This is a genomic window from Lentzea waywayandensis (assembly GCF_900115955.1).
Lineage (GTDB): Bacteria > Actinomycetota > Actinomycetes > Mycobacteriales > Pseudonocardiaceae > Lentzea > Lentzea waywayandensis.
On sequence record NZ_FOYL01000018.1, the window covers coordinates 144,727 to 167,513 of the forward strand.

Consider the following 22,787-nt stretch of genomic DNA (forward strand, 5'->3'; position numbering starts at 1 on the left):
ACATCATCAGTGGCGACAAGGCTTTTCGCATCGTGCGACGCGACAGGACACCAGCAGGCTCCGGCAACCTCCACCAGACCCGGCACCTGTCACCCCGCAGCATTCATCCGATCATGGGTGTGACCACCGCCGAACCGCCGGAGATCACCGGCCCGCCCACTCCCGGTCGCCGTCCCGACGCCCCCGCGCCTCGTCCCCTGCCCCTGGCAGACGGGGTTGGGCAAGGCTTGAGGTGTGGTGCTGACCACCATCACGTCCCCGGCAGCGTCCAGCCCGCAGGACCGTCGGGACGAACGCGGCGAATGGGACCGGTGGTCTCGCTGTCCGGCGCGGCACCCACCGGGGCGATGGGCCCGGTCTTCTCCTGCTCGGACTCCGCGGGCGGCTTCGAGAGGAAGTAGGACTCCTGATTGGACTGGGGGGAACCGAACGACGGCGGTGTGGGGGTGAAGGAGAGGCCCGTGCTCGGCCGGCTCTCGGCCTCCACCGGGGACTGCGGGGAGCCGAAGGACTGGCCAGGGCGGAAGGAAACGTCCTCGCCGGCCTGGGGATCCGCCGACCGCGTGCCGAACGACGGGTTCGAGCCGAACAGCCCGTCCCTGGACGGCGTGGCTTCGGCCGGCGAGTCCGCTCGAGCGCCGAACGACTCGGTCGAGCGGAACAGCGCGTCCGAGGAGGGCGCGGCCTCTGCTCCCAGGTCCTGCTGGGAACCGAAGGACTGACCCGGCCGGAACGCGCCGTCCGAGCTGGGCTGGGACTCCGCTGCTTCGTCCCGCTGGGAACCGAACGACCGACCCGGCCGGAACGCGCCGTCCGAGCTGGGCTGGGACTCCGCTGCTTCGTCCCGCTGGGAACCGAACGACAGGCCTGTCCGGAACGACGTCTCCGAACTGGGCGGGGCTTCCGCCGCCGAGTCCTGCTGCGAACCGAACTGGCCAGGCCGGAACAGGCCGTCCGAGCCGGGCGACGTGTCCGCCGCCGGATCTTGCTGCGCGCCGAAGGAGCGACTCGGCTGAAACGACGCCTCCGAGTTGGGCGAGGTTTCCGCCGCCGGATCCTGCTGCGCGCCGAAGGACCGACCTGACCGGAACAAGGCGTCCGGGTCGGACTGGGCTTCCGCCGCTGACTCGTGCCGGCCACCGAACGACTCACCCTGCCGAAACAACGCCTCCGAACCGGACGAGGTCTCCGTCGCGGAATTCTGCTGTGCTCCGAAGGGCTGACCTGGTCGGGACGAGGCGTCCGAGCCGAGCGGGAGATCCGTCGACTGGTCCTGCTGCGCACCGAACGACAGACCCGGCCGAAACAACGCCTCCGAACTCGACGCGTCTGCGGCCGCCGGCAGTGGGGAGCCGAAGGGCCGGTCCTCTGCCGACTGCCCCAACTGCGGGCTGAACGGGCTGCCTTGGCTGAAGGGGGTGTCCGAGCCGGCCTGGGAATCCGGCCCCGTGCCTTCCGCTGAGGGGCGCTGGGCGCCGAACGATTCCCCTATCCCGAAGTGGGCGTCCGCGTTGGTCTGCGGCTCGGCTTCGGCAGGGCGGTCGGGAGCGGCTTCCGGCGCCGGTTCGTCGGCTGACCAGTGCGGGGCGCTCAAGTCTGCGGCTTCGAGTTGTTCCTCGTCGGAGCGGCGGCCCGTCTCGTAGGCGACCAGTGCTTCGGCCAGCAGGTCGGCGAGGCTCAGGTCGCTCGGCCTGCGGCGGCTGCTGGGACGGCCCGCGCGGTCGCCGGTGTCGTTCGTGGGGGTGGTCGGGGTCTGCGGGGCTGCTTCGTCGACGTCGGGCCGACCGGCGAAGTAGTCGTACGACTCGGCCGCGTCGGGCTGGGTGACCGCGCGGAAACCTGTCTCGGTCGGCGCCTCGGAGCCGGCCGAGGTGAACCCGCCCGGTTGGGTCGCGGGGTCTGGCTGTGCGGCCGCGTCGGGTGACGGTGCCTGGTCGGGCGACTCGGGCCGCGTGCTGTAGCCGGAGTCGGTTCCGTAGCTGGAATCGGAGCCGAAGCCTGGCTGGGCGCCGAAGGTCGGCTGGGTGCCGAAGGACTGGGTGCCGAAGGTGGGTTGCGTGCCGAAGCTGGTCTGGGTGCCGAACGCCGGCCGGGCCTGCTCGGTCGGCGATTGCACACGCACCGGGGTCGTGGGGACGTCCGCGGTGTCGTCGTCCATGTCCGCCGAGCTCAGGAACGTGGTCGACATCAGGTCCGGTTCCGAGGGCTGCGGGATCTCGGCCGGGGTCGGCACGGACGGGATCGGGTCCGGGATGGGCGGGAGCGGCTTGTGTTCGCGCTCCGGGTCCTCGTCCGGGTGTTCCGCGGGAGCGGGCGGGGTGGGGATGGAGGCGGCGGGCTTCGCCTTCGGGGTGCTGAAGTCGAGGCCGCTGAAGTCCAGGTCGGGGAGCTTGCGCTCGTCCGGGTCCGTGGCGGCGGTCGGGAAGCCTGCCGCCGGGGTGTGCAGCGGGTAGGACGGCTCGTCGAGGTGCGGGCCGAAGTCCGGGGCCGCCGGTGGACGGGAGAACGCCGCGGACAGGCCTGAGCGGGTCGGGCCGTCCGGGGTGTCCTGGTCCGCGAAGTAGTCCGGGCGGGCCGGGCCGCCGGGGTCCGCGAAGAAGTTCTGCGACTGCGAGGGTTCTGCTGCCGGGCGCAGGCTCGACGGGGGTTCGACGCGCCACGACGGGGTTTCGGACGCGGACTCGGCGTCGCGCGCTCGGCGGCGGCCTCCTGCTCGCAGGCCCTGGGCCTTGAGCATGTCCAGCACGCTTTCCGACTGGGAGCTGGACGCTTCGTCGCGCGCGGCGGCCTCGGCGCGAGCCGCTTCCTCGCGGGCGGCGGCTTCTCTGGCCGCCTCCTCGCGTTCCACGGCCTGGCGGGTGACTTCCTGGTGTGCCGCTTCCTGACGGGCGACGTCCCGGCGAACCGCCTCCTGGCGGGCCGCCTCGCGACGGGCCTCCTCCTGGCGCACGGCTTCCTGGCGCGCCGCCTCCTGCCGGGCCTGTTCCTGGCGCGCCGCCTCTTGGCGGACGGCTTCCTGCCTGGCGGCTTCCTGGCGCGCGGCCTCTTCGCGGGCCGCTTCCTGCCGCGCTGCCTCCTGGCGGGCCGCTTCCTCGCGGGCGGCCTCCTGGCGCGCGGCCTCCTCGGCGGCCTGGGCTTCGCGTTCGGCCTGGGCGCGTTGTTCGGCGCGGGCCTGGCGTTCCGCCTCGATCTGGCGGCGAGCCTCGCGCTGCAACTCCATGAGCTGCTGCTCGACCTTGCGCTTGCGTTCCTGCTCGACGGTGAGCTGCGGCTGCGGCTCGGGAGCCGGAAGTGCTGGTGTGACGGGAATTTCGGCGATCGTGGTAGGCCGGTCGTCGTCGATCTCACCGGCGGCCACGCGCGCGGCGCGGCGACGGCCGCTCACCATGGCCCCCGCGGACGCGATCAGGCCGGAGGCGGGGACGGTGCGGTCGGAGGAGGAAGGGGAGTCGGAAGAAGACGGCAGGGATGCGGGTGGCAGTTCCACGGGTTCCGGGGTCTTGTCATCGGGCTCGCCGAACGGCTGGACCATGCGCCACCGATCGGCGGCGTGTTGTCGTGCCGCGGACAAACCTTCCACGGTCATGTCTTCGGCAGCTCGCCGGACGCGCTTGACCTTAAGCCCATCGCCCTTGCGGACCTGAACCTGGCGCCACTGCCGAAGTTGTTGCTTCAGCGCGGCGGTCAGCACGCCGTCGGTGACCACCTGCATGCCCTCGATCGGGCGGAGCACGCTCGCCAGCTGCTGGTGCAGGTCGGCCGGCTGGCGGTGGACACCGGAGAACTCGGCGGCGAGCCGGGCGCGCACCGCGTAGACAGCGCGGGCTCGGCGGCGTTCGGCGGCGTGGGCTGAGCGCAGGTTCGTCAGCGCGTCGGCCAGTTCACCGGACACCTCGTGCACGTGGGCCAGCGCGAGCAGGCTTTCGGCGAGCAACGTGTCGAGCTGGTGGCGTTCGGCGCTCGCCGCGGCTTCGCGCAGCATCTCGCGGGCCAGCGCGACCCGGCCGGCGGGCAGGTGCACGCGTGTGGCCAGGGCCAGGCGCAACCACCCCGTCGTGGACGCCGACGGCGCGCGCACCGGGAGGTCGAGCATCGGGTTACCGACCTCGCTGGCGTCGAGCAGGCGGTTCGCGTCCATCAGCGAGAGAGCCAGTTCCAGCGTGAGCCGGCCGACGCCCTGACCGCTGTCCGCGGACGGATCGGAGAACCTGCTCAGCAGATCGAGGCCTTCGCGTGCGGCACCGATGGCGGCGGCGAGGTCGCCCCACCGCCGGTGCTGCGCGGCCTGCACCGCGCGGATCAGGCCGCGCAGCAGCAGACGCGTGTCGTCGTCGAGCGTCGTGTCGGCGACGTAGAGCTGGTCCGCCTCGGCGAGAGCCCGCGTGGGCTCGTCACCGCGGCCGACCGTGACCAGGCATTCGCTGGCCTGCACCAGCGCTGAGGCCCGCAGTTCCGCAGGCACGTCCGGTGCCTCGAGCACCGGCGTGACCGCGGCGAACCCCGTCAGGGGTGCTCCCACGGACCGCGCGCACGCCGCGAGCTCGACTCGCAGCAGCCACGCGGTCTCGTGTTCACCGGCGGCCTCGGCCGCCTTCAGTGCGTCGATCGCCCGATCGGCGATGCGGACGCCGCGGCCCACGCGATTGCTCGCGAAGACCACCAGCGACTCCGCCCGCAGGCGGTCGGCTTCGTCGCGGCGGGTGGTGGCGAGCGCGAGTGCGCGCTCGCCGAGCACCAGAGCGAGCTCCGGTGCCCGCCAACGCAGCATCCAGGCGGGCACGACCAGCGTGCTCACCTCGACGTTCGCCTGCGCCTCGCCCCTCGCCGCCACGACGTCGCCGTTGCCCTCTCAGTCCCGTGTCAGCTTGCGGTACGTGACACGGTGCGGCCTCGCGGCGTCCGCACCCAGGCGCTCGAGCTTGTTCTTCTCGTAGCCCTCGAAGTTGCCCTCGAACCAGTACCACTTCGACGGGTCCTCGTCCGTGCCCTCCCACGCGAGGATGTGCGTGGCGACGCGGTCGAGGAACCACCGGTCGTGGGAGATGACCACGGCGCAGCCAGGGAACTGCTCGAGAGCGTTCTCCAGCGAGCCGAGGGTCTCGACGTCCAGGTCGTTGGTCGGCTCGTCCAGCAGGATCAGGTTGCCGCCGAGCTTGAGCGTGAGCGCGAGGTTGAGGCGGTTGCGCTCACCACCGGACAGCACGCCCGCGGGCTTCTGCTGGTCCGGGCCCTTGAAGCCGAACGCGCTGACGTACGCGCGCGACGGCATCTCGACGTTGCCGACGTGGATGTAGTCGAGTCCGCCGGACACGACCTCCCACACGTTCTTCTTCGGGTCGATGCCGCCGCGGTTCTGGTCGACGTAGGACAGCAGCACCGTCTCGCCGACCTTCACGCCACCGTCGTCCGGCTTCTCGAGACCGACGATGGTCTTGAACAGCGTCGTCTTGCCGACGCCGTTCGGGCCGATGACGCCGACGATGCCGTTGCGCGGCAACGTGAACGAGAGACCGTCGATCAGGACCCGGTCGCCGAAGCCCTTCTTCAGCTTGTCGACCTCGACCACGACGTTGCCCAGACGCGGGCCCGGCGGGATCTGGATCTCCTCGAAGTCGAGCTTGCGGGTCTTCTCCGCCTCGGCCGCCATCTCCTCGTAGCGGTCGAGACGCGCCTTCGACTTGGCCTGGCGGGCCTTGGCGCCGGAGCGCACCCACTCCAGCTCGTCCTTGAGGCGCTTCTGCAGCTTCTGGTCCTTCTTGCCCGAGATCGCGAGACGCTCGGCCTTCTTCTCCAGGTACGTGGAGTAGTTGCCCTCGTAGGGGTGGGTCTTGCCCCGGTCGATCTCCAGGATCCACTCGGCCAGGTTGTCCAGGAAGTACCTGTCGTGGGTCACGGCGAGCACGGCGCCGGTGTACTGCGCGAGGTGCTGCTCCAGCCACAGGACGCTCTCCGCGTCCAGGTGGTTGGTGGGCTCGTCGAGCAGCAGCAGGTCGGGCTTGCTCAGCAGCAGCTTGCACAGCGCGACACGGCGGCGCTCACCACCGGAGAGCTTGGTGACGTCGGCGTCCGGCGGCGGACAGCGCAGCGCGTCCATCGCCTGGTCGAGCTGCGAGTCGATGTCCCACGCGTTCGCGTGGTCGAGCTCCTCCTGGAGCTTGCCCATCTCCTCCATCAGCTCGTCGGAGTAGTCGGTCGCCATCAACTCGGCGATCTCGTTGAAGCGGTCCAGCTTCACCTTGATCTCGCCCAGGCCCTCCTGGACGTTGCCGAGGACGGTCTTCTCCTCGTTGAGCGGCGGCTCCTGCTGCAGGATGCCCACCGTGTAGCCGGGGGCGAGGTAGGCCTCGCCGTTGCCGGGCGTGTCCAACCCCGCCATGATCTTGAGCACGCTCGACTTGCCGGCGCCGTTGGGACCGACCACACCGATCTTCGCGCCGGGGTAGAACATGATCGTGACGTCATCGAGGATGACCTTGTCACCGTGCGCCTTGCGCACCTTTTTCATGGTGTAGATGAACTCGGCCATGGCGGCGATCGTAGAGCGGTGCTCAGAGGCTCCTGACCTCGGTCGCCGACAAGCGGCCGCTCACCCCCGGATCGAGCGTCACGCGACTCGGTGACCAGCCCGTTCCATTCGAACGTGAACGACTCTCGGCGATCGGTCCTCAGCGGCCCCGATCTACGAGCTTCCCTCCTTCTTCGTGGATCGCAGTACGTACATCTTCTCCGGCAGTGCCGCCGGATCGGGCGGGTTCCCGAAGTCCGGCACCGGGTTGCCCCGAACGGCTCAGAACGGAACGGGTTCCTCGGCGAGATCTTCGGCGGCCCGCGGTTCAACGAGCGGGGCGGAGCCCAGTGACTGCACCCGGCCCAAGTCCAGCCCGACGTGCAACGCGTCGAGGCTGAACGCCTGCCGCTTCACGTCGTCCTTCTCGTAATGACGAATGCGCAGCTTGCCCTGGACGATCACGGGGTCACCCTTGGACAGCGTCGTCTTCACGCTGTCGGCGAGCTTGCGCCAGCACGAGACACCCAGCCACAACGTCTCGCCGTCCTCCCAGTCGCCGAGTGCCGTGTTGTACCGGCGCTCGGTCGAGTTGATGCGGAAGAACGCGTTCGTCTTGCCGTCTTCGCCGTGCTTGTACGTGATCTCGCTGACGACGGTGCCAACAACGGTGATCACGGTGGAATTCCAGGACATCGGGCTTGCCTCCAGGTCGCGGGGTTCTGGTCCAGGTTGCTCCGGAGGCAGGCGGTGCGGGCGGGGTGGCGGCGGATCTGTGGACAACTCGCGGACTGTGGACAGGTCGAGATCTTGAACGGCCTCGAACCGCGGAATTGTCGGGGGTCCGTGCTAGTGCGGCGCTGGAGCGAGGCGAGTGAGTGAGCGCCCACTCATTGACATGAGTGAGGACTCACTCATACAGTTGCGGACGTGTCAGAGGAACCACGCCGCCGCCGCGCCCCCGCGATGAGCCCGGAAGATCGCCGCGAAGCGATCGTCCAGGCCACGCTGCCGCTCGTCGTGAAGGCCGGCGCGAACGTCACCACCAGCCAGATCGCCGCCGCGGCCGGCATCGCCGAGGGCACGGTGTTCCGCGTCTTCAAGGACAAGGCGGAGTTGCTCGACGCGGTCATCCAGCGCGCGCTGCACTCCGACGACGAGGTCGCCCGCCTCGAAGCGATCCCGGCGGACGTCCCTCTGGAGCAGCGGCTGACCGCGGGGGTCGCCACGTTCAGCGGCTACCTCGACCGCATGTGGGGCGTCATCGGCGCCCTGCGCGAGTCCGGTTACCAACCGCGCGATGAGGACCACAAGAAGCACAAGGGACCACCGATCGGCATGCAGCAGCTGTCCGACGCCGTCGCCGGGCTGTTCGGCGACGCGAAACTGCGCGTCGGACCCGATCTCGCCGCGCGAATGCTGCTCGGCGCCGTCTTCACGAACCGCATGGGCTCGGGCTTCGGTCAGACCGAGGCCGAACCCGCCGCCATCGTGGAGCTGTTCCTGCACGGAGCACTCGAACCAGGGGGAGCAAATGACTGAGCTCATGATCGAAGCCCACGAGGTGAGCAAGAAGTTCGGTGACGTGACCGCCCTCGACGGCGTGAGCGTCACCGCGAAGAAGGGCTCCGTGCTCGGCCTGCTCGGCCACAACGGCGCCGGCAAGACCACGCTGGTCAACCTCCTCACCACGATGCTGCCGCCGTCCAGCGGCAGCGCGAAGGTCGCGGGGTTCGACGTCGTCAGGCAGAGCCACGAGGTCCGCAGCCGCATCGGCCTGACCGGTCAGTTCGCCGCCGTCGACGAGCAGCTCAGCGGCCACGACAACCTCGTGCTGATCGCCCGCCTGCTCGGCGCCGGCCGGGGTCAGGCCCACCAGCGCGCCGACGACCTGCTGGAGCAGTTCGACCTCACCGACGCCGCCAAGCGCAACGCCAAGACCTACTCCGGCGGCATGCGGCGCCGTCTCGACCTGGCCGCGTCGCTGGTGGGCAACCCCGAGGTGCTGTTCCTGGACGAGCCGACCACCGGCCTCGACCCCGCCAGCCGCCTCGCGATGTGGGAGATCGTCGAGAAGCTCGTCGCGGACGGCACAACGGTGCTGCTCACGACCCAGTACCTCGACGAGGCCGACCGGCTCGCGGACTCGATCACCGTGCTGTCCCACGGCAAGGTCGTCGCGTCCGGTACGAGCTCCGAGCTCAAGGCCCAGGTCGGCCAGCGCACGGTGACCGTCACGCTCGACTCGGTGTCCGAAGTGGACATCGCGCTGACGGCCATCAACTCCGTGGGGCTCCACCCCGTCGCCGAAGGCCTCACGCTCACGACCCCCGTCAGCGCGTCACGCGACCTTGCGACGGTCGTGCGCGCGTTGGACGACAACGGCTTGGAGGCGCACGAAATCGGCCTCAAGGAGCCCACGTTGGACGACGTCTACCTCACTCTCGCCGCGAACTAGGGGGACATCATGGCGACCTTGACCTGGCACGGCAGCAGCTACCCGACACAAGTCCTCGTGCTGACTGGCCGTTCACTGCGCGCGTTGCTGCGCACGCCCGCACTCGTCTTCTTCAGCATCCTGCAGCCGTTGATCATGCTGACGCTGTTCAGCCAGATCTTCGGCAGCATCACGTCCACGGCGAACTTCCCGCCGGGCATGAGTTACATCAACTTCCTGCTGCCCGCGATCCTCGTGAACACCGCGATGCAGTCCTCTCTCGCGTCCGGCATCGGGCTCGTGCAGGACATGTCGAACGGTGTGCTCGCACGGTTCCGTTCACTGCCGATCCGTCCGAGCACGGTTCTGTTGGCACGGAACCTGTCCGACGCGGTGAGGACCGCGTTCCAGCTCGTCCTGATGATCCTGTTCGGCGTGCTGGTGTTCGGCTTCCGCCCGGACGGCGGCATGCTCGGCCCCCTCGCCGCGCTGGGTCTCGCGCTGGTCGTCGGGTGGGCCCTGAGCTGGGTGTTCATCGCGATCGCCGCGTGGGTCCGCAAGGCAGAGCTCATGCAGACCGTGGGCTTCCTGGCGATGTTCCCGCTGATGTTCGCGTCCAGCGCGTTCGTGCCGGTCAACGGCCTGCCGGGCTGGCTCCAGGCGATCGCGAAGGTCAACCCGCTGACCTATGCGGTCGACGCCGCCCGCAGCCTGGCGCTGGCCCACCCCGTCACGGGCGTGCTCGGCGCACTGGTCACGAGCGGCACGATCGCGGCGATCGGCGCGTTCTTCGCGGTCCGCGGATTCCGCCGCCCGCTGTCCGTCTAGTCCTTACCCGCCATCTTGCGCAGCATCGCGTTGTAAGCCTCGAGGTCGGCGTCACCATCGGCGTCGGCCTTGCGGTCGTACCTCTTCGCGTCCCGGCCGTCCTGCCGCGCCCACTGCGTGAGCAGGGCGACCATGACCACCAGCAACGGGATCTCCCCCGCTGCCCACGCGATGCCGCCGCCGAGCCGCTGGTCCTCCAGCAGGTTCTGCACCCACGGCAGCGCCAGTCCGCGGTAGAACTGCTCGCCGATGACGGTCGCGGAGCTCATCAGCACGACGCCGAAGAACGCGTGGAACGGGATCGACGCGAACAGCAGCCCCAGCCGTCCGAGCGGCGGCAGCTTGTTCGGGGACGGGTCCACGCCGATCACGGGCCAGTAGAAGACGTAGCCGGCGAGGATGAAGTGCGCGTTCATCGCGAGGTGCGCCCAGTGGAACGGCAGCGCGGCCTCGAAGAGCCCCGAGAAGTACAGCGCGTAGAAGGACCCGACGAACAAACCCAGTGCCACGAAGGGGTTCGTCAACAGACGCGCGAGCGGTGAGTGCACGAAGGCCAGCACCCACTCTCGCGGACCCGGTACGTCCTTGTTGACCGGCAACGCGCGCAACGCCAGCGTGACCGGTCCACCGAGGACGAACAGGATCGGCGTCAGCATGGACAGCACCATGTGCGCTTCCATGTGCACGCTGAACATCGCCGGCGAGTACCGGCCCATGCCCGACGACGTCGCGAACAGCAGCGAGAAACACCCGCACAGCCACGCGACCGTGCGACCCACCGGCCACTTGTCGCCGCGCTTGGTCAGCCTGCGCACGCCCAGCACGTAGAGCACAGCAAGGGCCAGTGCCGCGGTTCCGTAGATCAGGTCGAAGCGCCAGTCGAACAGGATGGCCGCGAGCGTCGGCGGTCCGTCGAGGTCGTAGCCGATCGCGATCTCCGTGCGGCTGGGCAGTTCGGTGCTGCCGCCGGGCGGAGGCGTGCGGGCCAGCGCCACGGCCAGGCCGATCGTGAACATCATCAGCAGGACTTCGAGGCCGGCGAGCTTGAGCAGCGCGTGCGGCTTGCCGTCGACCACGCCCTTCACGCCGCGTTCGCGCTGGAAGTAGCCGAACACGCCGAGCAGCAGCAGGCACGCCAGCTTGCCGAGCGTCAGCCAGCCGTAGGTGGACGTCACGAGGTCGACCGGCGTGATGCGCACGAGCGCGTTCACCACTCCCGAGACGGCCATGACGATCCAGCAGACCAGCGCGATCTTCGAGAACCTCGTCGCGGCGAGGGGAAGGTGCGCGCCGCCACGCCTGCCGTGCGCGAGCAACGCGATCAAACCGCCCACCCACAACACCGCGGCGACGAGGTGGAACAACAGGCTGTTCGTCGCCATGTCGTGCGAGCCACCCGACGACGAGTGTCCGGTGACGGCGACCGGTACCAACGCGAAGATCGCCCCGAACAGCAGGACCGTCGTCCATCCCCACGACAGCACCAGACGGCAGCCGAGTGCGAGCAACGCCACGATGATCGCCGTCAGGAGCCACGCCTTCGACTGCTCCAGCAGCATCGCCGTCGCGATCATCTGGCTGAAGGTGAACGAGCTCACCGGCCGGTCGATCGCGGCCGCTGTGGTGAACGGCACCGACAGCACGGCACCAACGAGCCACACCAGCGCGAACCAGCCGGCGGTGCGCATCGCGGCGTAACCGTCCGCTGCGAGAGTGCCGGACTTCTGCGGTGGCACGAGGAACGCCGCCAACAACAACGAGCCGATGGTCACCACCGCACCCGTCTCAGTCAGCACGCGCACGATCTGCACCCCTACTGGAGGGTTGCTCTCGATCGAGCTGAGCGCGACGGCGGCGAGGGACGCCACCGCGAAGCCGATGACGACGAGGGGCACCAAACCCGTTCTGGTGGAGCGTTCGATTGGCACGACCCGGAGCCTACGACCCTCTAGTGTTGCGCCGTGTGAGACGTTCTCTCCCCCTCCTGCTCGTGCTGTTCTCGCTGACCGGCTGCGCGTACTCCGTCCAGGGCGAACCCGTCGCGGCACCGCTGCCGCCGCTCGCCATCGCGACGCCGCGCAAGACCGCGGGCGTGGACCCGTGCGCCCTGGTGACGGAGAAGGACCTCAAGCCGCTCGGCACCCTCAAGTTCAGGCCGGTGCCTCGCACGGAACTGGCGAACTCGTGCCTCTACACGCTCAACGAGGGCTCGTACGTGCTGGTGGCGGTCCCCTACCGGTCGTTCGACGAGTCGAAGAAGTCGCAGACGGCAGGCCGTGAGATCGAGACCGCCAAGCACGCCACGTGGCTCAGCTGCACCCGGCCGTCCGCGGACAAGGACATGGTGTGCACGGCCACCATCGCGGTGACGCGCGACGAGTCGTTGATGGTCGCCATCGGCATGAGCGGTGACGCCACCGAGAGCACGGCGAGCAAAGCGCTGGAGCCGATCAGGCTGGAAGCGCTCAAACGGATGCCGCCTGCCTAGCGGCCCTCCTGGCCAGCCAGGTCGCCGGGATGATCAGCGCCGTGACGAGAGCCACGAACCCGAGCGACAGCACGAGAGAACTGACGTGCGCGAGCCCGCCCACGATCGGTGGCCCTGCTAGGAAGCCCGTGTAGGCGATCGTTGTCACGAGGCCGAGCTGACGTTCACCGCCGCTGCCGTCCGCGCGTTTTCCGGTCTCGCTCGCGAGGTCCATGACCACCGGGAACGAGAACGCGAGCCCCAACCCGGCCAGGCCGAACCCGAGGTAGCCGGCCGCCGGGAACGGGACCACGACCGCGAGCGCCAGACCCGTTGCGGCAAGGCCACCGCCCGCGGCGAGCAGGCGATGCGGGCCAAGGCGGCGTTGGATCGGTTCGCCGAACCACCGTGCGAGCGCCATCGTGACGGAGAAGACCGCATAGGCGTATGCACCTGCCGCGTCGCCCATTCCTCGCTCACGCACCATGAACAACGCAGACCAGTCCGCCGCCGCCCCTTCCGCGATGGCACTGCACAGCGCGACGCTCGCCAACAGCCAGAGGACCGGGCTCTTGAGCACGTTGGCGCGTTCGGCGACTTCTTCCCTATGACGCTCCCCTACTCCTCCGGGGATGCTCTTCGCGATGACTGCCGTCACGATGAGACCCACGAACGCGGCTACGAGGAAGTGCCTCATGGGCGTCCACTGAGCCTGAGCGGCGGCGGCGCTGCCCAACGACCCGATGAGACCACCGACGCTGAAGCCCGCGTGGAACTGCGGCATCAACGGCCGCCGCAACGCGCGAACGACGACGACCGCGGCGATGTTCATCGACACGTCCATCATGGCGATGCTTGCGCCCAGAGCGACTAGCGTCAGTCCGAACTGCAGCGGTGACTCCGCCAAAGCAAGCACGGGCAGAAGCAGTGGACTGAGGAGACTGCTCGCTATCAGGACTCCACGCGACCCGTGGACCGCGCAGATCCGTGCCGCCAACGGAGCCGTGAACGCCAGGCCGGCACTCGCCCCGAGCAGCGCCAGGCCGAGGCTGCCCACCTCCGCGCCGATCTGCCCGGCGAGCGCGGGCACACGGGACGCCCAGGTGCCGAAGACAGCGCCGTTCAACAGGAAGACGAGGAACGTGGCCAGGCGCGGAGACATGCGATCCAGCATGACTGAAGCGCTTCAGCAGCGCCAGCGAATAGGGTGCGATCTCTCGCATACGATGCGTCCGTGGACTCCGACCGCCGACGCAGGCCGACGCTGGACACCGTCGCCGCGGCCGTAGGGGTCTCCAGGGCAACGGTGTCGAACGCGTACAACCGGCCAGACCAGCTGTCGTCGTCGTTGCGCGAACGCATCCTCGAAACGGCGCGGTCTCTCGGCTACTCGGGACCCGACCCGGTCGCCCGCTCACTCGCGACCCGTTCGTCCGCGGCCGTCGGTTTCATGCTGCCCCAGGGCCTGTCCGGCGCGTTCTCGGATCCGGCGCTGTCGATCGTGCTCGACGGCCTGGCCCAGACGGTCGACGGCCACGACCACAGCCTCGTGCTGATGCCCGGCGACTCCACCGGCGGCCCGCGCCCGTCGATCGTGTCGCGCGCACAGGCGGACGTGATGGTCGCCTACTCACTGCCGGACTCGGCGCCGGCCCTGGACGCCGTCGCCGCCCGCGGACTGCCGCTCGTGGTGATCGACCAGCCGGTGCTGCCGGGCTCGGCGCGAGTAGAGGTGCAGGACTACGCCGGCACGTCGGCGGCCGCGGCACACCTCCTGACCCTGGGACACCGCAGGTTCGGCGTGCTGACCTTCGCGCTGCGCCCGGACGGAGTATCAGGACCGGTCTCGCACGAGCGCCGTTCGGCCGTGCCGTTCCGCGTGAGCCGCGACCGCCTGGGCGGCTACCTCGACACTTTGGCAAAAGCCGGGGTGGAACCGGACAATGTTCCGGTGTGGGAGGCCCGCGGCAGTGATCGCGAACTCGGACGTCTAGGCGCGCGGTGGTTGCTCACCCGCACGCCGCGCCCGAGCGCTTTGCTGTGCGCGTCGGACCAACTGGCGTTCGGCGCCCTCCAAGCGGCCCGCGACCTGACGTTGACCGTCCCGGGAGACATTTCGGTCGTCGGCTTCGACGACGTCCCCGAAGCGGCCTACAGCGACCCGCCACTGACTACTGTGCGTCAACCCCTGGCCGACAAGGGCCGCCGCGCCGGCGAACTGGCACTGAAATTACTGGCCGGCGGGAGACCTCCAAGGCCAACGAGACTCGACGTTTCCCTCGTGGAGAGAGCCTCAACGGCCCCACGGACGTGATCCGCGTCACGTTTAGACAATTTTTATCACCCGTTTGGACGTAGGGCGGAAACAGTCGATCGACTCCGGACGATGTGTCCGGTGGGGGCACCGGTGACCACGCGTCGTGGTCACTTTCGCACCCCTCCAGCCTCTGTAGCTCAGTGGAGAGAGCGAGGGACTTCTAATCCCGAGGTCGCAGGTTCGAATCCTGCCAGGGGCGCTGGATAGCTGGTAGATGGACTGGAGCCGGTCTCTTCGGAGGTCGGCTCCAGTGCTTATCCAGTGGTTTCACTCGGTGGGCTTCAAACCTTCCAGGGCGTCCGCAGCCCTGTGACCGACCGACTTCCGGTTCATGTACACGTCCTGGGTCATGCTGACCTGGGCATGACCGAGGTAGTCAGCGATCTCCCTCGCGCTCAGCCCGGCCGCATCGAGCTGCGTCGCGACGAGATGCCGGAAGGCGTGCGGGTGCAGGCCCTCCCACTCCGAGCCCTCCAGGACGCTGCGCAGAGCCTTCCGGGTGTTGTCCGGATCCCGCAGCGTGCCCGAGGAGGACGGGAACACCCACTCGCTCTCCGAGGTCTCCCGACGTCTGCGAAGAACGTCCATCGCCCAGGCCGGGATCTTCAGCGTCCGCATGCCGGCGACCGACTTCGTATGCGGCTGGACGAACAGCCCGATCCCGGTCAGCCGAATTACGGTGCCCTCTAGCAGGATCACGCCCTCGTCCTCCCGGACGCGCGTCCAGTCGAGCGCCAGGAACTCACCGAGCCGCGGACCGACCGCCGCGTGCATGTCCACGAGGTCGACCAGGTCGAGGTTCCGTGCCCGCTCGTTGCCGAGCAGGTAGGCCCGCAGCCGGAGGTAGTCGTCCCACTCGATCTTCGTGAGCTTCTTCCGCACCGGCTTGACCTTCTTGCTCTCCCCCAGCGTCCCGACCTCCCGGACCGGGTTGGTGCCGATCGCGTCGTACCGGACGTAGAGGCCCATGATCGCGGTGAGCACGACCTTCGCGTGCTTGGCACTCCCCAGGCCTGCCGTGTCGCGGATCGTCCGGAGGACGCGTTCGGCCGTGCCGGTCGTGATCTCCCGCCCAGTGAGCGAGCCGACTGCGTCCTTGAGGTCGCGATCCCAGGACTCCCGATAGGTCCGCTTGGTGCGCGCGGCCTTCTTCGACTCGTCCAGCTCCGCGAGGTACTTGTCTGCGACCTCAGAGACCTTCGTTCGATCGGTGATCTCCTCCCCCACCACCGCACGAGCACGGTCTCTCAGCGCCTCCTTCAGCCGGTTCTTGGCCGCGTTCTCGGTCTTGGCGGTCCGCTCGACCTGCCGCGTCACGCCGTCGTAGTCGCGGTAGTTGGTGATCGCGCGGACCTTGCCGGCCGAAGTGCGTACAAACCAGATCTCGCCGTACGTCCCGAGCGCCATCGGTGGCTTGGACATCAGCCCGCCCCCTGCGGCTGCGACTCGAACCACGCCTTGACGTCCTCCGGGATGTAGCGGACGTACTTGCCGATACGGCGTCCCGGCGGCCCGTAGTTCTTCGTCCTCCACTGGTAGAGGGTCTGCGCGGGCACGCCGAGGAAGTCCGCGACATCCTTGATTCCCCACAACTTGCTCATGACGCGTTCTCCCTCGCGTAGGTACGTTGGCGTTGTTCTCTCCGGCCTTCTGCGATGGCCAGGGCGAGTTCTCGTTCTTCGGGGTTGGCGTAACCGCTGGCTGCGTACTGCCAGTCGTTGACGACCACGACGAGCTCCGGATCGAAGCCGAGGCGGTCGAGCGTCTCGGCAGCGCGGAACTCCCGGCGTTCCTCACGCAGGTGCTTGAACGTGACCGAGTAGCGCTGCGACTTGCTCAGGAAGTGGCCGCGGAACGCGAGCATGTGCGCCCAGCGCCGCAGCTTGAGGTCTTCGTACAGCGGGTTCGCGCCGAGTTCCCAGGCGGTCTGGATCATCCGGCGGTGGTGTTCGGACACCCGCAACAGCTCGATGTCCAGCTCGGACCGGATGGGCTTGTCCGCAGCTTCGCTCTTGCCCGTGCCCTTCGTGGCGTACTTGGCGACGTACGCCGCAAGGCGAGACTCGCTGATCTCGCCGTTCTCCTCGACCTGGTGGGCGTTGCTGGCCCGGATTTGCCGGACGTCGACCTGTTCTCCCCAGGCCACCCGCAGCACCTCACCATCAGGGCGAGGCACCTCCAGCGCGACAGCGCGTGCGGCTTGCCTGATCGAGTGCTCGAGCAACTCAGCCGTCGCCCAGGCCGGAGTCTCGTCAGCGGTACCGTCCGGCCCGTCGATGCGGATAACCGCGTGGAAGTGCACGAGGCCACGGCGTTGGTACTCGGCGACCTTGGCGTACGACACGCGGGCGTGGTCCGCGAACTCCCGAACCGTCAACCCCGCCGAGCGGGCCAGCGTGCGGCGCAGGGCTTGAGCGAAACGCGACCACAGGGCACCGACGTTGGCCTGCCACAGGACGGACCCGGCGTAGTCGTACGTGTCCGGGTCGATCGGCGTGGCGACGTTCGGGTCTGCCGGGTGGTGGTAAGCGCCGCAAGCGCACGGGATGGTCTTGCCGCGGGCGTTGCGGCGAATGCTGTGCACCTTGCCGAAGCTCGGAGCGGTGAGCGTGGCGAACGCACGAGGCTTCTCCGACACCGTCGTCGGGATGCCTTTCGAGCCTCCGGAGAGCCCGGCATGCAGCAGGTGGTACGCGTCTGCGGCGTAGCGGTCCGAGCACGCGGGACACACGGACTCACGCCGGTTGCCGCAGGGCACGAAGACGTGACCGCCGTGGTGCGCCAGCACGCGACCGGTCTGGGCGTGGTGGAGCTGCCAGGCCCCGAACAACGTGATCGGCTGGGCACAGCCGCCGATGCGGACGACCTTCTCACGCCATTCCGGGTAGTCAGTCTCGCGAAGACGGGCGGCGATGCGGTCAGCGAGCGAAAGCACCACGACAGCGGTCCTCCTTTCTTTGTGGCACAGCAAAAAGCGGGGCACGGCTCGGGAAGCGGCCGTGCCCCGCTCATGTGGGCAGGAGAAGGGTTGTCCTGCCGGGGTCAGGTGAAGGCGTGCCCGTTGCGCTGCTGGACCTCTGCGGCGATCTGGGCGGCCATCTCGGGTGCGACCTTGATGACCTCGCGGACGTCGTCAGCGGTCAGTTCACGCCCGGAGGCAGCAACCTCGGCAGCCTTGACGCGCACCGGCTTGAGAAGCGATTCCGGCAGCCGCAGTCGTTTCGAAGGAACGGCCGGCATCGTGGGCGGCGCGCTGGCAATGGTGGTCGCCGCTTGAGTTCGTGCCTCGCGGTAAGCGCGTGCGATGGCCTCGTTGAACTTGTGCTGGATCACCGGCATGACCTCGGCGACCGCAAACACCACCACTGGCACGATCACGTGAATCGCGGTGTTGCCAAGGTCGAACCGGGCACCAGCCGTCCACAGCGGCATGAGGGTGGGCCACACGCTCATGAGCAGCGTGGAGCTGAGCAGGATGCGCTTGAGGCGTCGCACCCAGGGCTCGTCCACCTCGATGCCGCGCGACAGGATCTCCGCCTCGAACATCAGTAGCGTGATCAGCAGTCCTGCCAGCATCGGTTCGGCCAGCCACGCACCCCACCACAGCGGGTCCGTCTTGGCGCGGTCCCCGGCGAGGAACGCCTGAACGCTGGTCGTGGTGAACGCGAGGCCGAGCGCGAGGAAGAACCACATGCCGCGTGTGATGGCACGTCGCTGCCCCTCCAGGCGCACGGCCGCCATGTCCGGGTCGTCCACCAGGCCGCGCAAGTGAGCTGACTCAGCCTTCTTGCGACGCAGGCCGACGACTCGCTTCGTGACCCCGGCCGCCTCGTTGATCTCGTCAGAGTCGTTGGCCTGCACTGTGATCACTCCTCTCTGGTCAACTGTTCGTGCAGCTGTGTGCCAGCCGGGGTGAACACCAGGCGGGCCGCGGTGAAGTCCTCCCCGCAGTCCCGACCCAAAGTGGTCTTCTCCGCTTCGGTCAGATAGCCGCGCTCGATCAAGATCCATGCGGCGGAATCCACGTCATCACCGATCGGCTCCGCGGGCTGACCGTCGTGGAAGTAGACCCACACGAAGTGGCACGTCTCGTTGTTCTCCCGGGCGTACAACTGGCCGGGGGCGACGTAGCGGAACACCTCCTTCACGTCGTCCTTCATCCACACCGGCGGGAAGTCTTGGAACCACGAGGGAGGCCACTTGTCATTGGGCATCAGCACGCCCTTCCTTCTCGATGCTCGTGAGAGAGCCGCCGGTAGTGGTCAGCTTCGGCGGCGTGTTCAAGGTGAATCAGGTGCGCCAGCTCAGCGGCTTCGACCGCCTGTTTCGGCGGGAGAACGCCGTTGTCGTCCGCGTGACGGCGCACCAGGTCGTCGTACTCGACGCGGAGGCGCTCGATCGTGGAAGCGGTGTCCTGGTAGGCGGTGGTCATCGAGACCTCCGACCGTGCAGCGCAGACCACCGACGGTGAAGGCCTCCGCCGCCGGGCGTCAGCGCGATAAGACACACGGGTTTCGCGATCGCGCCGTGCCGCATCGTCTCGACGTAGGTCAACTTCGCGTATCGCTGCGCCAGCAGGCTTTCCACGATCTCCGCAACGTCGTTCAAGGCGTGCCGACAGCGTCCTTCGCCGTCCAGCCAGACGATGCGCTGTGTGCCCTCAATGAGGCCGTAACGCCCCTCCCCCACTTCTCCGAGAACCTCAGCAGCCGCATCAGCCTTGCCACCGAAGCCGCACGTGACGACCGTCGGGAGGTTCGTCGAAGTGGCCGCCGCTTCGGGCCGGTCCCCGAACAGATCAATCTGATGGGGGGCGTCAACGCGCTTCATGTCTGCCGCCCCGGCCTGCGCACCCTCATGTACACGTACCGGTGGAGTCGAGCGCCAGCGTCGGTCTCCTCCAGCAGGTACGCCTGATAGGTCTCATTCCCCACTGTGAACCCGACCGGCGCCGACTCCGTCACGAGGTCGTTGTTCATCAACGTGACCGCAGCCGTACCGAGAAGCCCGTCCAACGTGCGCGCCTTGCTGACCACCGTCTCGATCAACAGGACCCAGCGCTGACTCGGCACCCACGCCAACCTCTCATCCCGAACCGCCTCCGCGAGGTCGAGCAGGAGGTAGTTCGGGATGCCGTGAAGGTGGTCGGGTTCGACGACCGTGCTCATCACAGCCTCCCGGCAACACGGTGGTTGATCTCGCGGCGGACGAAGTCGCGCAGCATGAAGTACACGGCCGCCGCCCCGAGCACCGAGACGACGAGCGCCCAGCCGAAGACCTTGCCGGGCCCGTCGAACTGGTAGATCACCCACAGCACGCCGCCCGCGAGGGCGAGGTAAAGGGTGAACCGCCACACTGCCCACAGCTTGATTCCGAGTTTCCACATACGCCCTCCCCAGGGCTCGAATCGTGTTTTGCCACAACGACTTCAGCCGCAGAGCTAGGCGACGGCGCGCAACGCGGCACGGCCCTGCGTAACGAACTGGACGAGTTCGCGGATGTCCTGATCGGACTGGTAGGAAGCGCGGACACGAAGCGGGTTGCGGGAGCCCTGCTCCACCACGAACCCGATGCCGGCATGTGCCGGATCGAGCGGGATCTCATCGGCCAGCGCGCCGCGGAGCCGCATCCCGTCACCGAGCACCATGTCGACCTGGTTTTGCGAAGTGACTGACAGGCACACGCGAGCCGTGAACAGCTCCCGGACCGGAACGGTGTCCTTCGTGGGTTCCTGCACGTACCCCGCGACCGAGAACCCAGCGGCGCGACCCTGAGTCATGATCTCCGCAAGCAGCTTGAGCACCCCGCGCACTTCGGCTGGCGGACCGTACGCGGTGAGCATCCCGAGTTCATCGATCTGCAGCAGCCGCAAAGGTGTCTCCGCGGACGCGGTGAACTTGCGCTTGCCCTGCGACCGCAGCTCCGCCTGCCGAACCTTCATCTCGTCGCGGAACAGCTCGACCGTCTCGACCGCGTCATCCCACTCGATCGCCCGACGGTGGAACAGATCAGCACCGACCTCGGTCTCCATCCCCTCTTTGAGGTCGATCACGTCCGGCTTCACGACGCCCGCGCGCAACAACGGAGCCATCCCCCGCAACGGCGACCACAGCAACGACCCCTTGCCCGACCCGGTGGCGCCAGCGACGAACAGGTGCTGTCCGAGGAACGACTGTGTCCAGGGCTGCCCGTGCTCGGTGTCGCCCAGCTCGATCGCGGACAGGTCGACGCCGTCGATGTCGTGTACCAGCTCGACCGGCGGAATCGCTTCGTCGGTGAACGGATTCTCCCGCTCCACCACCAACGCCACGACCTGAGGACAAACCTTGACAACGGCAACCCGCTCAGCCAGCAGCGCGTTCGCGAGCGCAGTGGCCCTCTCCTCGAACAGCTCCGGCGTCTGCCCCCGGTTGATCCGCACGTGGATCGTGTCGATCGAGGGCGATGCCGACCGCACCTTCAAGATCCGAGGAACGACCAGCTCACCGGTCCGGCGGTTCTCCGTGGTCAGACCGCAGTCGTCCAAGATGTCTCGCCAGCGCGAGCCCACATAAGTGAGCCAGCGCCGGTGCCAGGCCCGAAGCCGCGGGAGCATCGTCGTGTCGAAGCTGTCCGGATGCCCTCGGTACCAGCCCGCCAAGCCGAGCGCCGCACCAGCCGTGATCCCGCCCGTGGTGGGCACCCCGAGTTGAGCGACTCCGACACCGAGTGCGGAGGCCAGTGATGCAGGACCCGCCACCATGCCGGGGTGCTGCACGCTCCAGCGAATCGCACGGAACTCCCACTTGGGCTTTCGTGACGTGTTCGGCATACCAACCTCCTCATGGCACGCCGAAGGCCCGACCAGCACGCGCATGATCGGGCCTTCGGCAAGCTTCTGTTTCGCTAGCTGATGTAGGGCTTGACGTCCTCCAGCGCGACCAGCAACGTGGCCATCGCACGAGTGACCTTCTTGTGCTGCCCCAAGAACCTCAGCCGCGCGAACGGCATCTGGTCGAGGGCTTCGTTCAGTTGCTTCATGGACGTGTCGATGTCGTCAGCGACGTTCTTCGTCGCGAACCGTGCTCCAGCCGCCATCTCAGACCCTCCACCCGCGTGAGATCAGCTCCACCTCGTACTTCTTGGCGTCCTCGGTCAGCACCTCGATCTCACGAACAACGTTGCCCGCCAACGACTTCAGCTCGTCAGCGGTCGGCACACTCCAGGCGTCAGACGGCATGTCCGCGTCGCTGACCTTGTCGATGACGCCAGGTACCTGGTCGTCCATCACTTGCTGAACCAGGGTGATCGCGGCCCGGAACGTGGCGTAGTTGTCCTTCGCCTTGTTGTTCACCACGGCGTTCGCCACGGCAACACCTTCCTTTCCGTCGAAACGGGAGAGACCAAGGCCTCTGGCAGCACCGCAACCGCAGTACCCAGAGGCCAAAGAAGCTCCCGGTGCACGTGATCGGCACCGGAAAAAGGCATGGTTCGGCCCACTGTGGAATTCTCAAAGAACAGAAGGAGTCCCTTGCCATTTGGCAACACCGCCTACCGACGCGACATCGCGCAGGTGGTCCGGTGGCCGCAAGGGCCAGACGAGCGTGACGCCGCAGCGCCACCGAAGCGCCTGAGTCAGGCGAGCTTGCGCAGCCCCAAGGCGCGGTACGCGATACCCGCGACGTTCTCGCCGCGACCGTTGCGGAACGAGTAGAACGACGCGCGCGGGTCGATCAGCTCGATCGAGTCGCCGTCCTCGAACCCGTCGCCGGGGTCCGCCGACAACGTCACGCGGATCTCCTCACCCTTTGCGCCCGGCTGCTTCTTGAACAGCGACACGACGTACTGGTTCGCGCCGTCCTGGTCCGTCACGACCTCGGTGTGACCATCGACCTCACGCGTCTTCAACTCCGGCAACTCCGTGAGCATCAGGCGCGTCTCCGACATGTCGAGCTTCTGGTTCCTCATGGCTGCCTCCAGCAGGTCGATTAGAGCTATATCTATTAGACACCGCACAACGACAGGTGTCAATAGAGAAAGTTCTATTGGGTAGAATCGCTGGTCAGAGGCCTGTAGAGATAGGGTTATCGCGAGCGACCGAGGGAGCCGACGTGACGATCGGGTACAGAGAACTGGCCGGCGTGCTGCGTGATGCCATCCAGCAGGGCACGTACCCGCAAGGCACCACGCTGCCCAAGCAGGAAGAGATCGCGGCCGAGCACAGCATCAACATCAACACGGTCCGCAAGGCCGT

At 68.1% G+C, this 22,787-nt stretch carries 24 protein-coding genes and 1 tRNA gene; 7 read left to right on the forward strand and 18 right to left on the reverse strand.

Features of this window, described 5'->3' with window-relative positions; genetic code table 11:
* Positions 1–250: 250 nt before the first annotated feature.
* The 3 genes from BM417_RS42300 to BM417_RS42310 all read right to left on the reverse strand — a co-directional run bounded on the left by BM417_RS42300 (position 251) and on the right by BM417_RS42310 (position 7,183).
* Positions 251–4,831 carry a hypothetical protein gene (locus BM417_RS42300; RefSeq protein ID WP_093605756.1) on the reverse strand — a complete coding sequence of 1,527 codons (4,581 nt, stop codon included), beginning with the start codon at positions 4,829–4,831 and terminating at the stop codon, positions 251–253.
* A gap of 18 nt (positions 4,832–4,849) precedes the next feature.
* Complete coding sequence (ettA, locus tag BM417_RS42305; RefSeq protein ID WP_093605757.1) at positions 4,850–6,526, reverse strand: energy-dependent translational throttle protein EttA; 1,677 nt, start codon at positions 6,524–6,526, stop codon at positions 4,850–4,852.
* Positions 6,527–6,787: 261 nt separating this feature from the next.
* Positions 6,788–7,183 (reverse strand): single-stranded DNA-binding protein, encoded by a 396-nt coding sequence (locus BM417_RS42310; RefSeq protein ID WP_177320924.1) that lies wholly within the window; start codon positions 7,181–7,183, stop codon positions 6,788–6,790.
* 252 nt (positions 7,184–7,435) lie between these two features.
* On the opposite strand from BM417_RS42310, the gene BM417_RS42315 reads away from it, so the two are divergent.
* The 3 genes from BM417_RS42315 to BM417_RS42325 are packed head-to-tail and all read left to right on the forward strand — an operon-like array spanning position 7,436 to position 9,770.
* On the forward strand, positions 7,436–8,047 hold the full coding sequence (locus tag BM417_RS42315) for a TetR/AcrR family transcriptional regulator (RefSeq protein WP_093605759.1): 612 nt from the start codon (positions 7,436–7,438) through the stop codon (positions 8,045–8,047).
* Positions 8,040–8,963: an ATP-binding cassette domain-containing protein gene (locus BM417_RS42320; RefSeq protein WP_093605760.1), complete on the forward strand. Its 924-nt coding sequence runs from the start codon at positions 8,040–8,042 to the stop codon at positions 8,961–8,963. The genes BM417_RS42315 and BM417_RS42320 overlap by 8 nt, the downstream gene beginning before the upstream one ends.
* A 9-nt stretch (positions 8,964–8,972) precedes the next feature.
* Positions 8,973–9,770, forward strand: coding sequence for an ABC transporter permease (locus BM417_RS42325; RefSeq protein WP_093605761.1), 798 nt, complete (start codon positions 8,973–8,975; stop codon positions 9,768–9,770).
* Here the strand turns inward: BM417_RS42325 and BM417_RS42330 are convergent.
* Complete coding sequence (locus tag BM417_RS42330; protein WP_245822721.1) at positions 9,767–11,698, reverse strand: cytochrome c oxidase assembly protein; 1,932 nt, start codon at positions 11,696–11,698, stop codon at positions 9,767–9,769. The two genes, BM417_RS42325 and BM417_RS42330, sit on opposite strands and share 4 nt — an antisense overlap.
* Before the next feature lie 35 nt (positions 11,699–11,733).
* Between BM417_RS42330 and BM417_RS42335 the strand changes: the two genes are divergently transcribed.
* A complete protein-coding gene (locus BM417_RS42335) occupies positions 11,734–12,258 on the forward strand; it encodes a hypothetical protein (RefSeq protein WP_143139056.1) in 525 nt (174 codons plus the stop codon).
* Here BM417_RS42335 and BM417_RS42340 read toward each other — a convergent pair.
* A complete protein-coding gene (locus BM417_RS42340; protein ID WP_093605788.1) occupies positions 12,236–13,399 on the reverse strand; it encodes an MFS transporter in 1,164 nt (387 codons plus the stop codon). The genes BM417_RS42335 and BM417_RS42340 overlap by 23 nt on opposite strands.
* 72 nt (positions 13,400–13,471) lie before the next feature.
* On the opposite strand from BM417_RS42340, the gene BM417_RS42345 reads away from it, so the two are divergent.
* Together BM417_RS42345 and BM417_RS42350 are read left to right on the forward strand one after the other, a co-directional pair.
* The gene (locus tag BM417_RS42345; protein WP_093605764.1) at positions 13,472–14,551 is read left to right on the forward strand and encodes a LacI family DNA-binding transcriptional regulator; all 1,080 of its coding nucleotides are present in this window, start codon (positions 13,472–13,474) and stop codon (positions 14,549–14,551) included.
* Between the two features lie 129 nt (positions 14,552–14,680).
* A tRNA-Arg gene (locus BM417_RS42350) sits at positions 14,681–14,753 on the forward strand.
* A 68-nt stretch (positions 14,754–14,821) separates the two neighbouring features.
* On the opposite strand, the gene BM417_RS42355 is transcribed toward BM417_RS42350, so the two are convergent.
* The 13 genes from BM417_RS42355 to BM417_RS42415 form a co-directional block, all read right to left on the reverse strand.
* Complete coding sequence (locus BM417_RS42355; RefSeq protein ID WP_093605765.1) at positions 14,822–15,976, reverse strand: site-specific integrase; 1,155 nt, start codon at positions 15,974–15,976, stop codon at positions 14,822–14,824.
* A complete protein-coding gene (locus BM417_RS42360) occupies positions 15,976–16,155 on the reverse strand; it encodes a helix-turn-helix transcriptional regulator (RefSeq protein WP_089922168.1) in 180 nt (59 codons plus the stop codon). The genes BM417_RS42355 and BM417_RS42360 overlap by 1 nt, the downstream gene beginning before the upstream one ends.
* Entirely contained in the window at positions 16,152–17,489 is a 1,338-nt protein-coding gene (locus BM417_RS42365) for a replication initiator (protein ID WP_407656216.1), read from the reverse strand. The genes BM417_RS42360 and BM417_RS42365 overlap by 4 nt, the downstream gene beginning before the upstream one ends.
* A gap of 107 nt (positions 17,490–17,596) precedes the next feature.
* Positions 17,597–18,415, reverse strand: coding sequence for a hypothetical protein (locus BM417_RS42370; protein WP_143139057.1), 819 nt, complete (start codon positions 18,413–18,415; stop codon positions 17,597–17,599).
* Positions 18,416–18,420: 5 nt separating this feature from the next.
* A complete protein-coding gene (locus tag BM417_RS42375) occupies positions 18,421–18,768 on the reverse strand; it encodes a hypothetical protein (protein WP_143139058.1) in 348 nt (115 codons plus the stop codon).
* Positions 18,768–18,986 carry a hypothetical protein gene (locus BM417_RS42380; RefSeq protein WP_093605769.1) on the reverse strand — a complete coding sequence of 73 codons (219 nt, stop codon included), beginning with the start codon at positions 18,984–18,986 and terminating at the stop codon, positions 18,768–18,770. The genes BM417_RS42375 and BM417_RS42380 overlap by 1 nt, the downstream gene beginning before the upstream one ends.
* Positions 18,983–19,384, reverse strand: a complete 402-nt coding sequence (locus BM417_RS42385; RefSeq protein ID WP_093605770.1) for a hypothetical protein — start codon at positions 19,382–19,384, stop codon at positions 18,983–18,985. The genes BM417_RS42380 and BM417_RS42385 overlap by 4 nt, the downstream gene beginning before the upstream one ends.
* Positions 19,381–19,722, reverse strand: coding sequence for a hypothetical protein (locus BM417_RS42390; protein WP_143139059.1), 342 nt, complete (start codon positions 19,720–19,722; stop codon positions 19,381–19,383). Before BM417_RS42390 ends, BM417_RS42385 begins: the two co-directional genes overlap by 4 nt.
* Positions 19,722–19,940 (reverse strand): hypothetical protein, encoded by a 219-nt coding sequence (locus BM417_RS42395; RefSeq protein WP_093605772.1) that lies wholly within the window; start codon positions 19,938–19,940, stop codon positions 19,722–19,724. The genes BM417_RS42390 and BM417_RS42395 overlap by 1 nt, the downstream gene beginning before the upstream one ends.
* Positions 19,941–19,994: 54 nt before the next feature.
* Positions 19,995–21,365 (reverse strand): FtsK/SpoIIIE domain-containing protein, encoded by a 1,371-nt coding sequence (locus BM417_RS42400; protein WP_093605773.1) that lies wholly within the window; start codon positions 21,363–21,365, stop codon positions 19,995–19,997.
* A gap of 74 nt (positions 21,366–21,439) precedes the next feature.
* Positions 21,440–21,631, reverse strand: a complete 192-nt coding sequence (locus tag BM417_RS42405) for a hypothetical protein (RefSeq protein ID WP_093605774.1) — start codon at positions 21,629–21,631, stop codon at positions 21,440–21,442.
* Between the two features lies 1 nt (position 21,632).
* A complete protein-coding gene (locus BM417_RS42410; protein ID WP_093605775.1) occupies positions 21,633–21,902 on the reverse strand; it encodes a hypothetical protein in 270 nt (89 codons plus the stop codon).
* A gap of 266 nt (positions 21,903–22,168) precedes the next feature.
* Positions 22,169–22,501, reverse strand: a complete 333-nt coding sequence (locus BM417_RS42415; RefSeq protein WP_093605776.1) for a hypothetical protein — start codon at positions 22,499–22,501, stop codon at positions 22,169–22,171.
* 143 nt (positions 22,502–22,644) lie between these two features.
* Here BM417_RS42415 and BM417_RS42420 point away from each other — a divergent pair.
* On the forward strand, positions 22,645–22,787 hold a 143-nt coding region (locus BM417_RS42420), incomplete at its 3' end, for a GntR family transcriptional regulator (protein ID WP_143139060.1).

Excerpts from the sequence above, each read along its gene's own strand:
- ettA (WP_093605757.1), bottom strand. The coding sequence starts at position 6,526 with ATGGCCGAGTTCATCTACACCATGAAAAAGGTGCGCAAGGCGCACGGT.
- BM417_RS42395 (WP_093605772.1), bottom strand. The coding sequence starts at position 19,940 with ATGTGGAAACTCGGAATCAAGCTGTGGGCAGTGTGGCGGTTCACCCTT.
- BM417_RS42325 (WP_093605761.1), top strand. The coding sequence starts at position 8,973 with ATGGCGACCTTGACCTGGCACGGCAGCAGCTACCCGACACAAGTCCTC.
- BM417_RS42340 (WP_093605788.1), bottom strand. The coding sequence starts at position 13,399 with ATGTCTCCGCGCCTGGCCACGTTCCTCGTCTTCCTGTTGAACGGCGCT.
- BM417_RS42415 (WP_093605776.1), bottom strand. The coding sequence starts at position 22,501 with ATGAGGAACCAGAAGCTCGACATGTCGGAGACGCGCCTGATGCTCACG.
- BM417_RS42390 (WP_143139059.1), bottom strand. The coding sequence starts at position 19,722 with ATGAGCACGGTCGTCGAACCCGACCACCTTCACGGCATCCCGAACTAC.
- BM417_RS42320 (WP_093605760.1), top strand. The coding sequence starts at position 8,040 with ATGACTGAGCTCATGATCGAAGCCCACGAGGTGAGCAAGAAGTTCGGT.
- BM417_RS42385 (WP_093605770.1), bottom strand. The coding sequence starts at position 19,384 with ATGAAGCGCGTTGACGCCCCCCATCAGATTGATCTGTTCGGGGACCGG.
- BM417_RS42355 (WP_093605765.1), bottom strand. The coding sequence starts at position 15,976 with ATGTCCAAGCCACCGATGGCGCTCGGGACGTACGGCGAGATCTGGTTT.
- BM417_RS42375 (WP_143139058.1), bottom strand. The coding sequence starts at position 18,768 with ATGCCCAATGACAAGTGGCCTCCCTCGTGGTTCCAAGACTTCCCGCCG.
- BM417_RS42400 (WP_093605773.1), bottom strand. The coding sequence starts at position 21,365 with ATGCCGAACACGTCACGAAAGCCCAAGTGGGAGTTCCGTGCGATTCGC.
- BM417_RS42360 (WP_089922168.1), bottom strand. The coding sequence starts at position 16,155 with ATGAGCAAGTTGTGGGGAATCAAGGATGTCGCGGACTTCCTCGGCGTG.
- BM417_RS42380 (WP_093605769.1), bottom strand. The coding sequence starts at position 18,986 with ATGACCACCGCCTACCAGGACACCGCTTCCACGATCGAGCGCCTCCGC.
- BM417_RS42405 (WP_093605774.1), bottom strand. The coding sequence starts at position 21,631 with ATGGCGGCTGGAGCACGGTTCGCGACGAAGAACGTCGCTGACGACATC.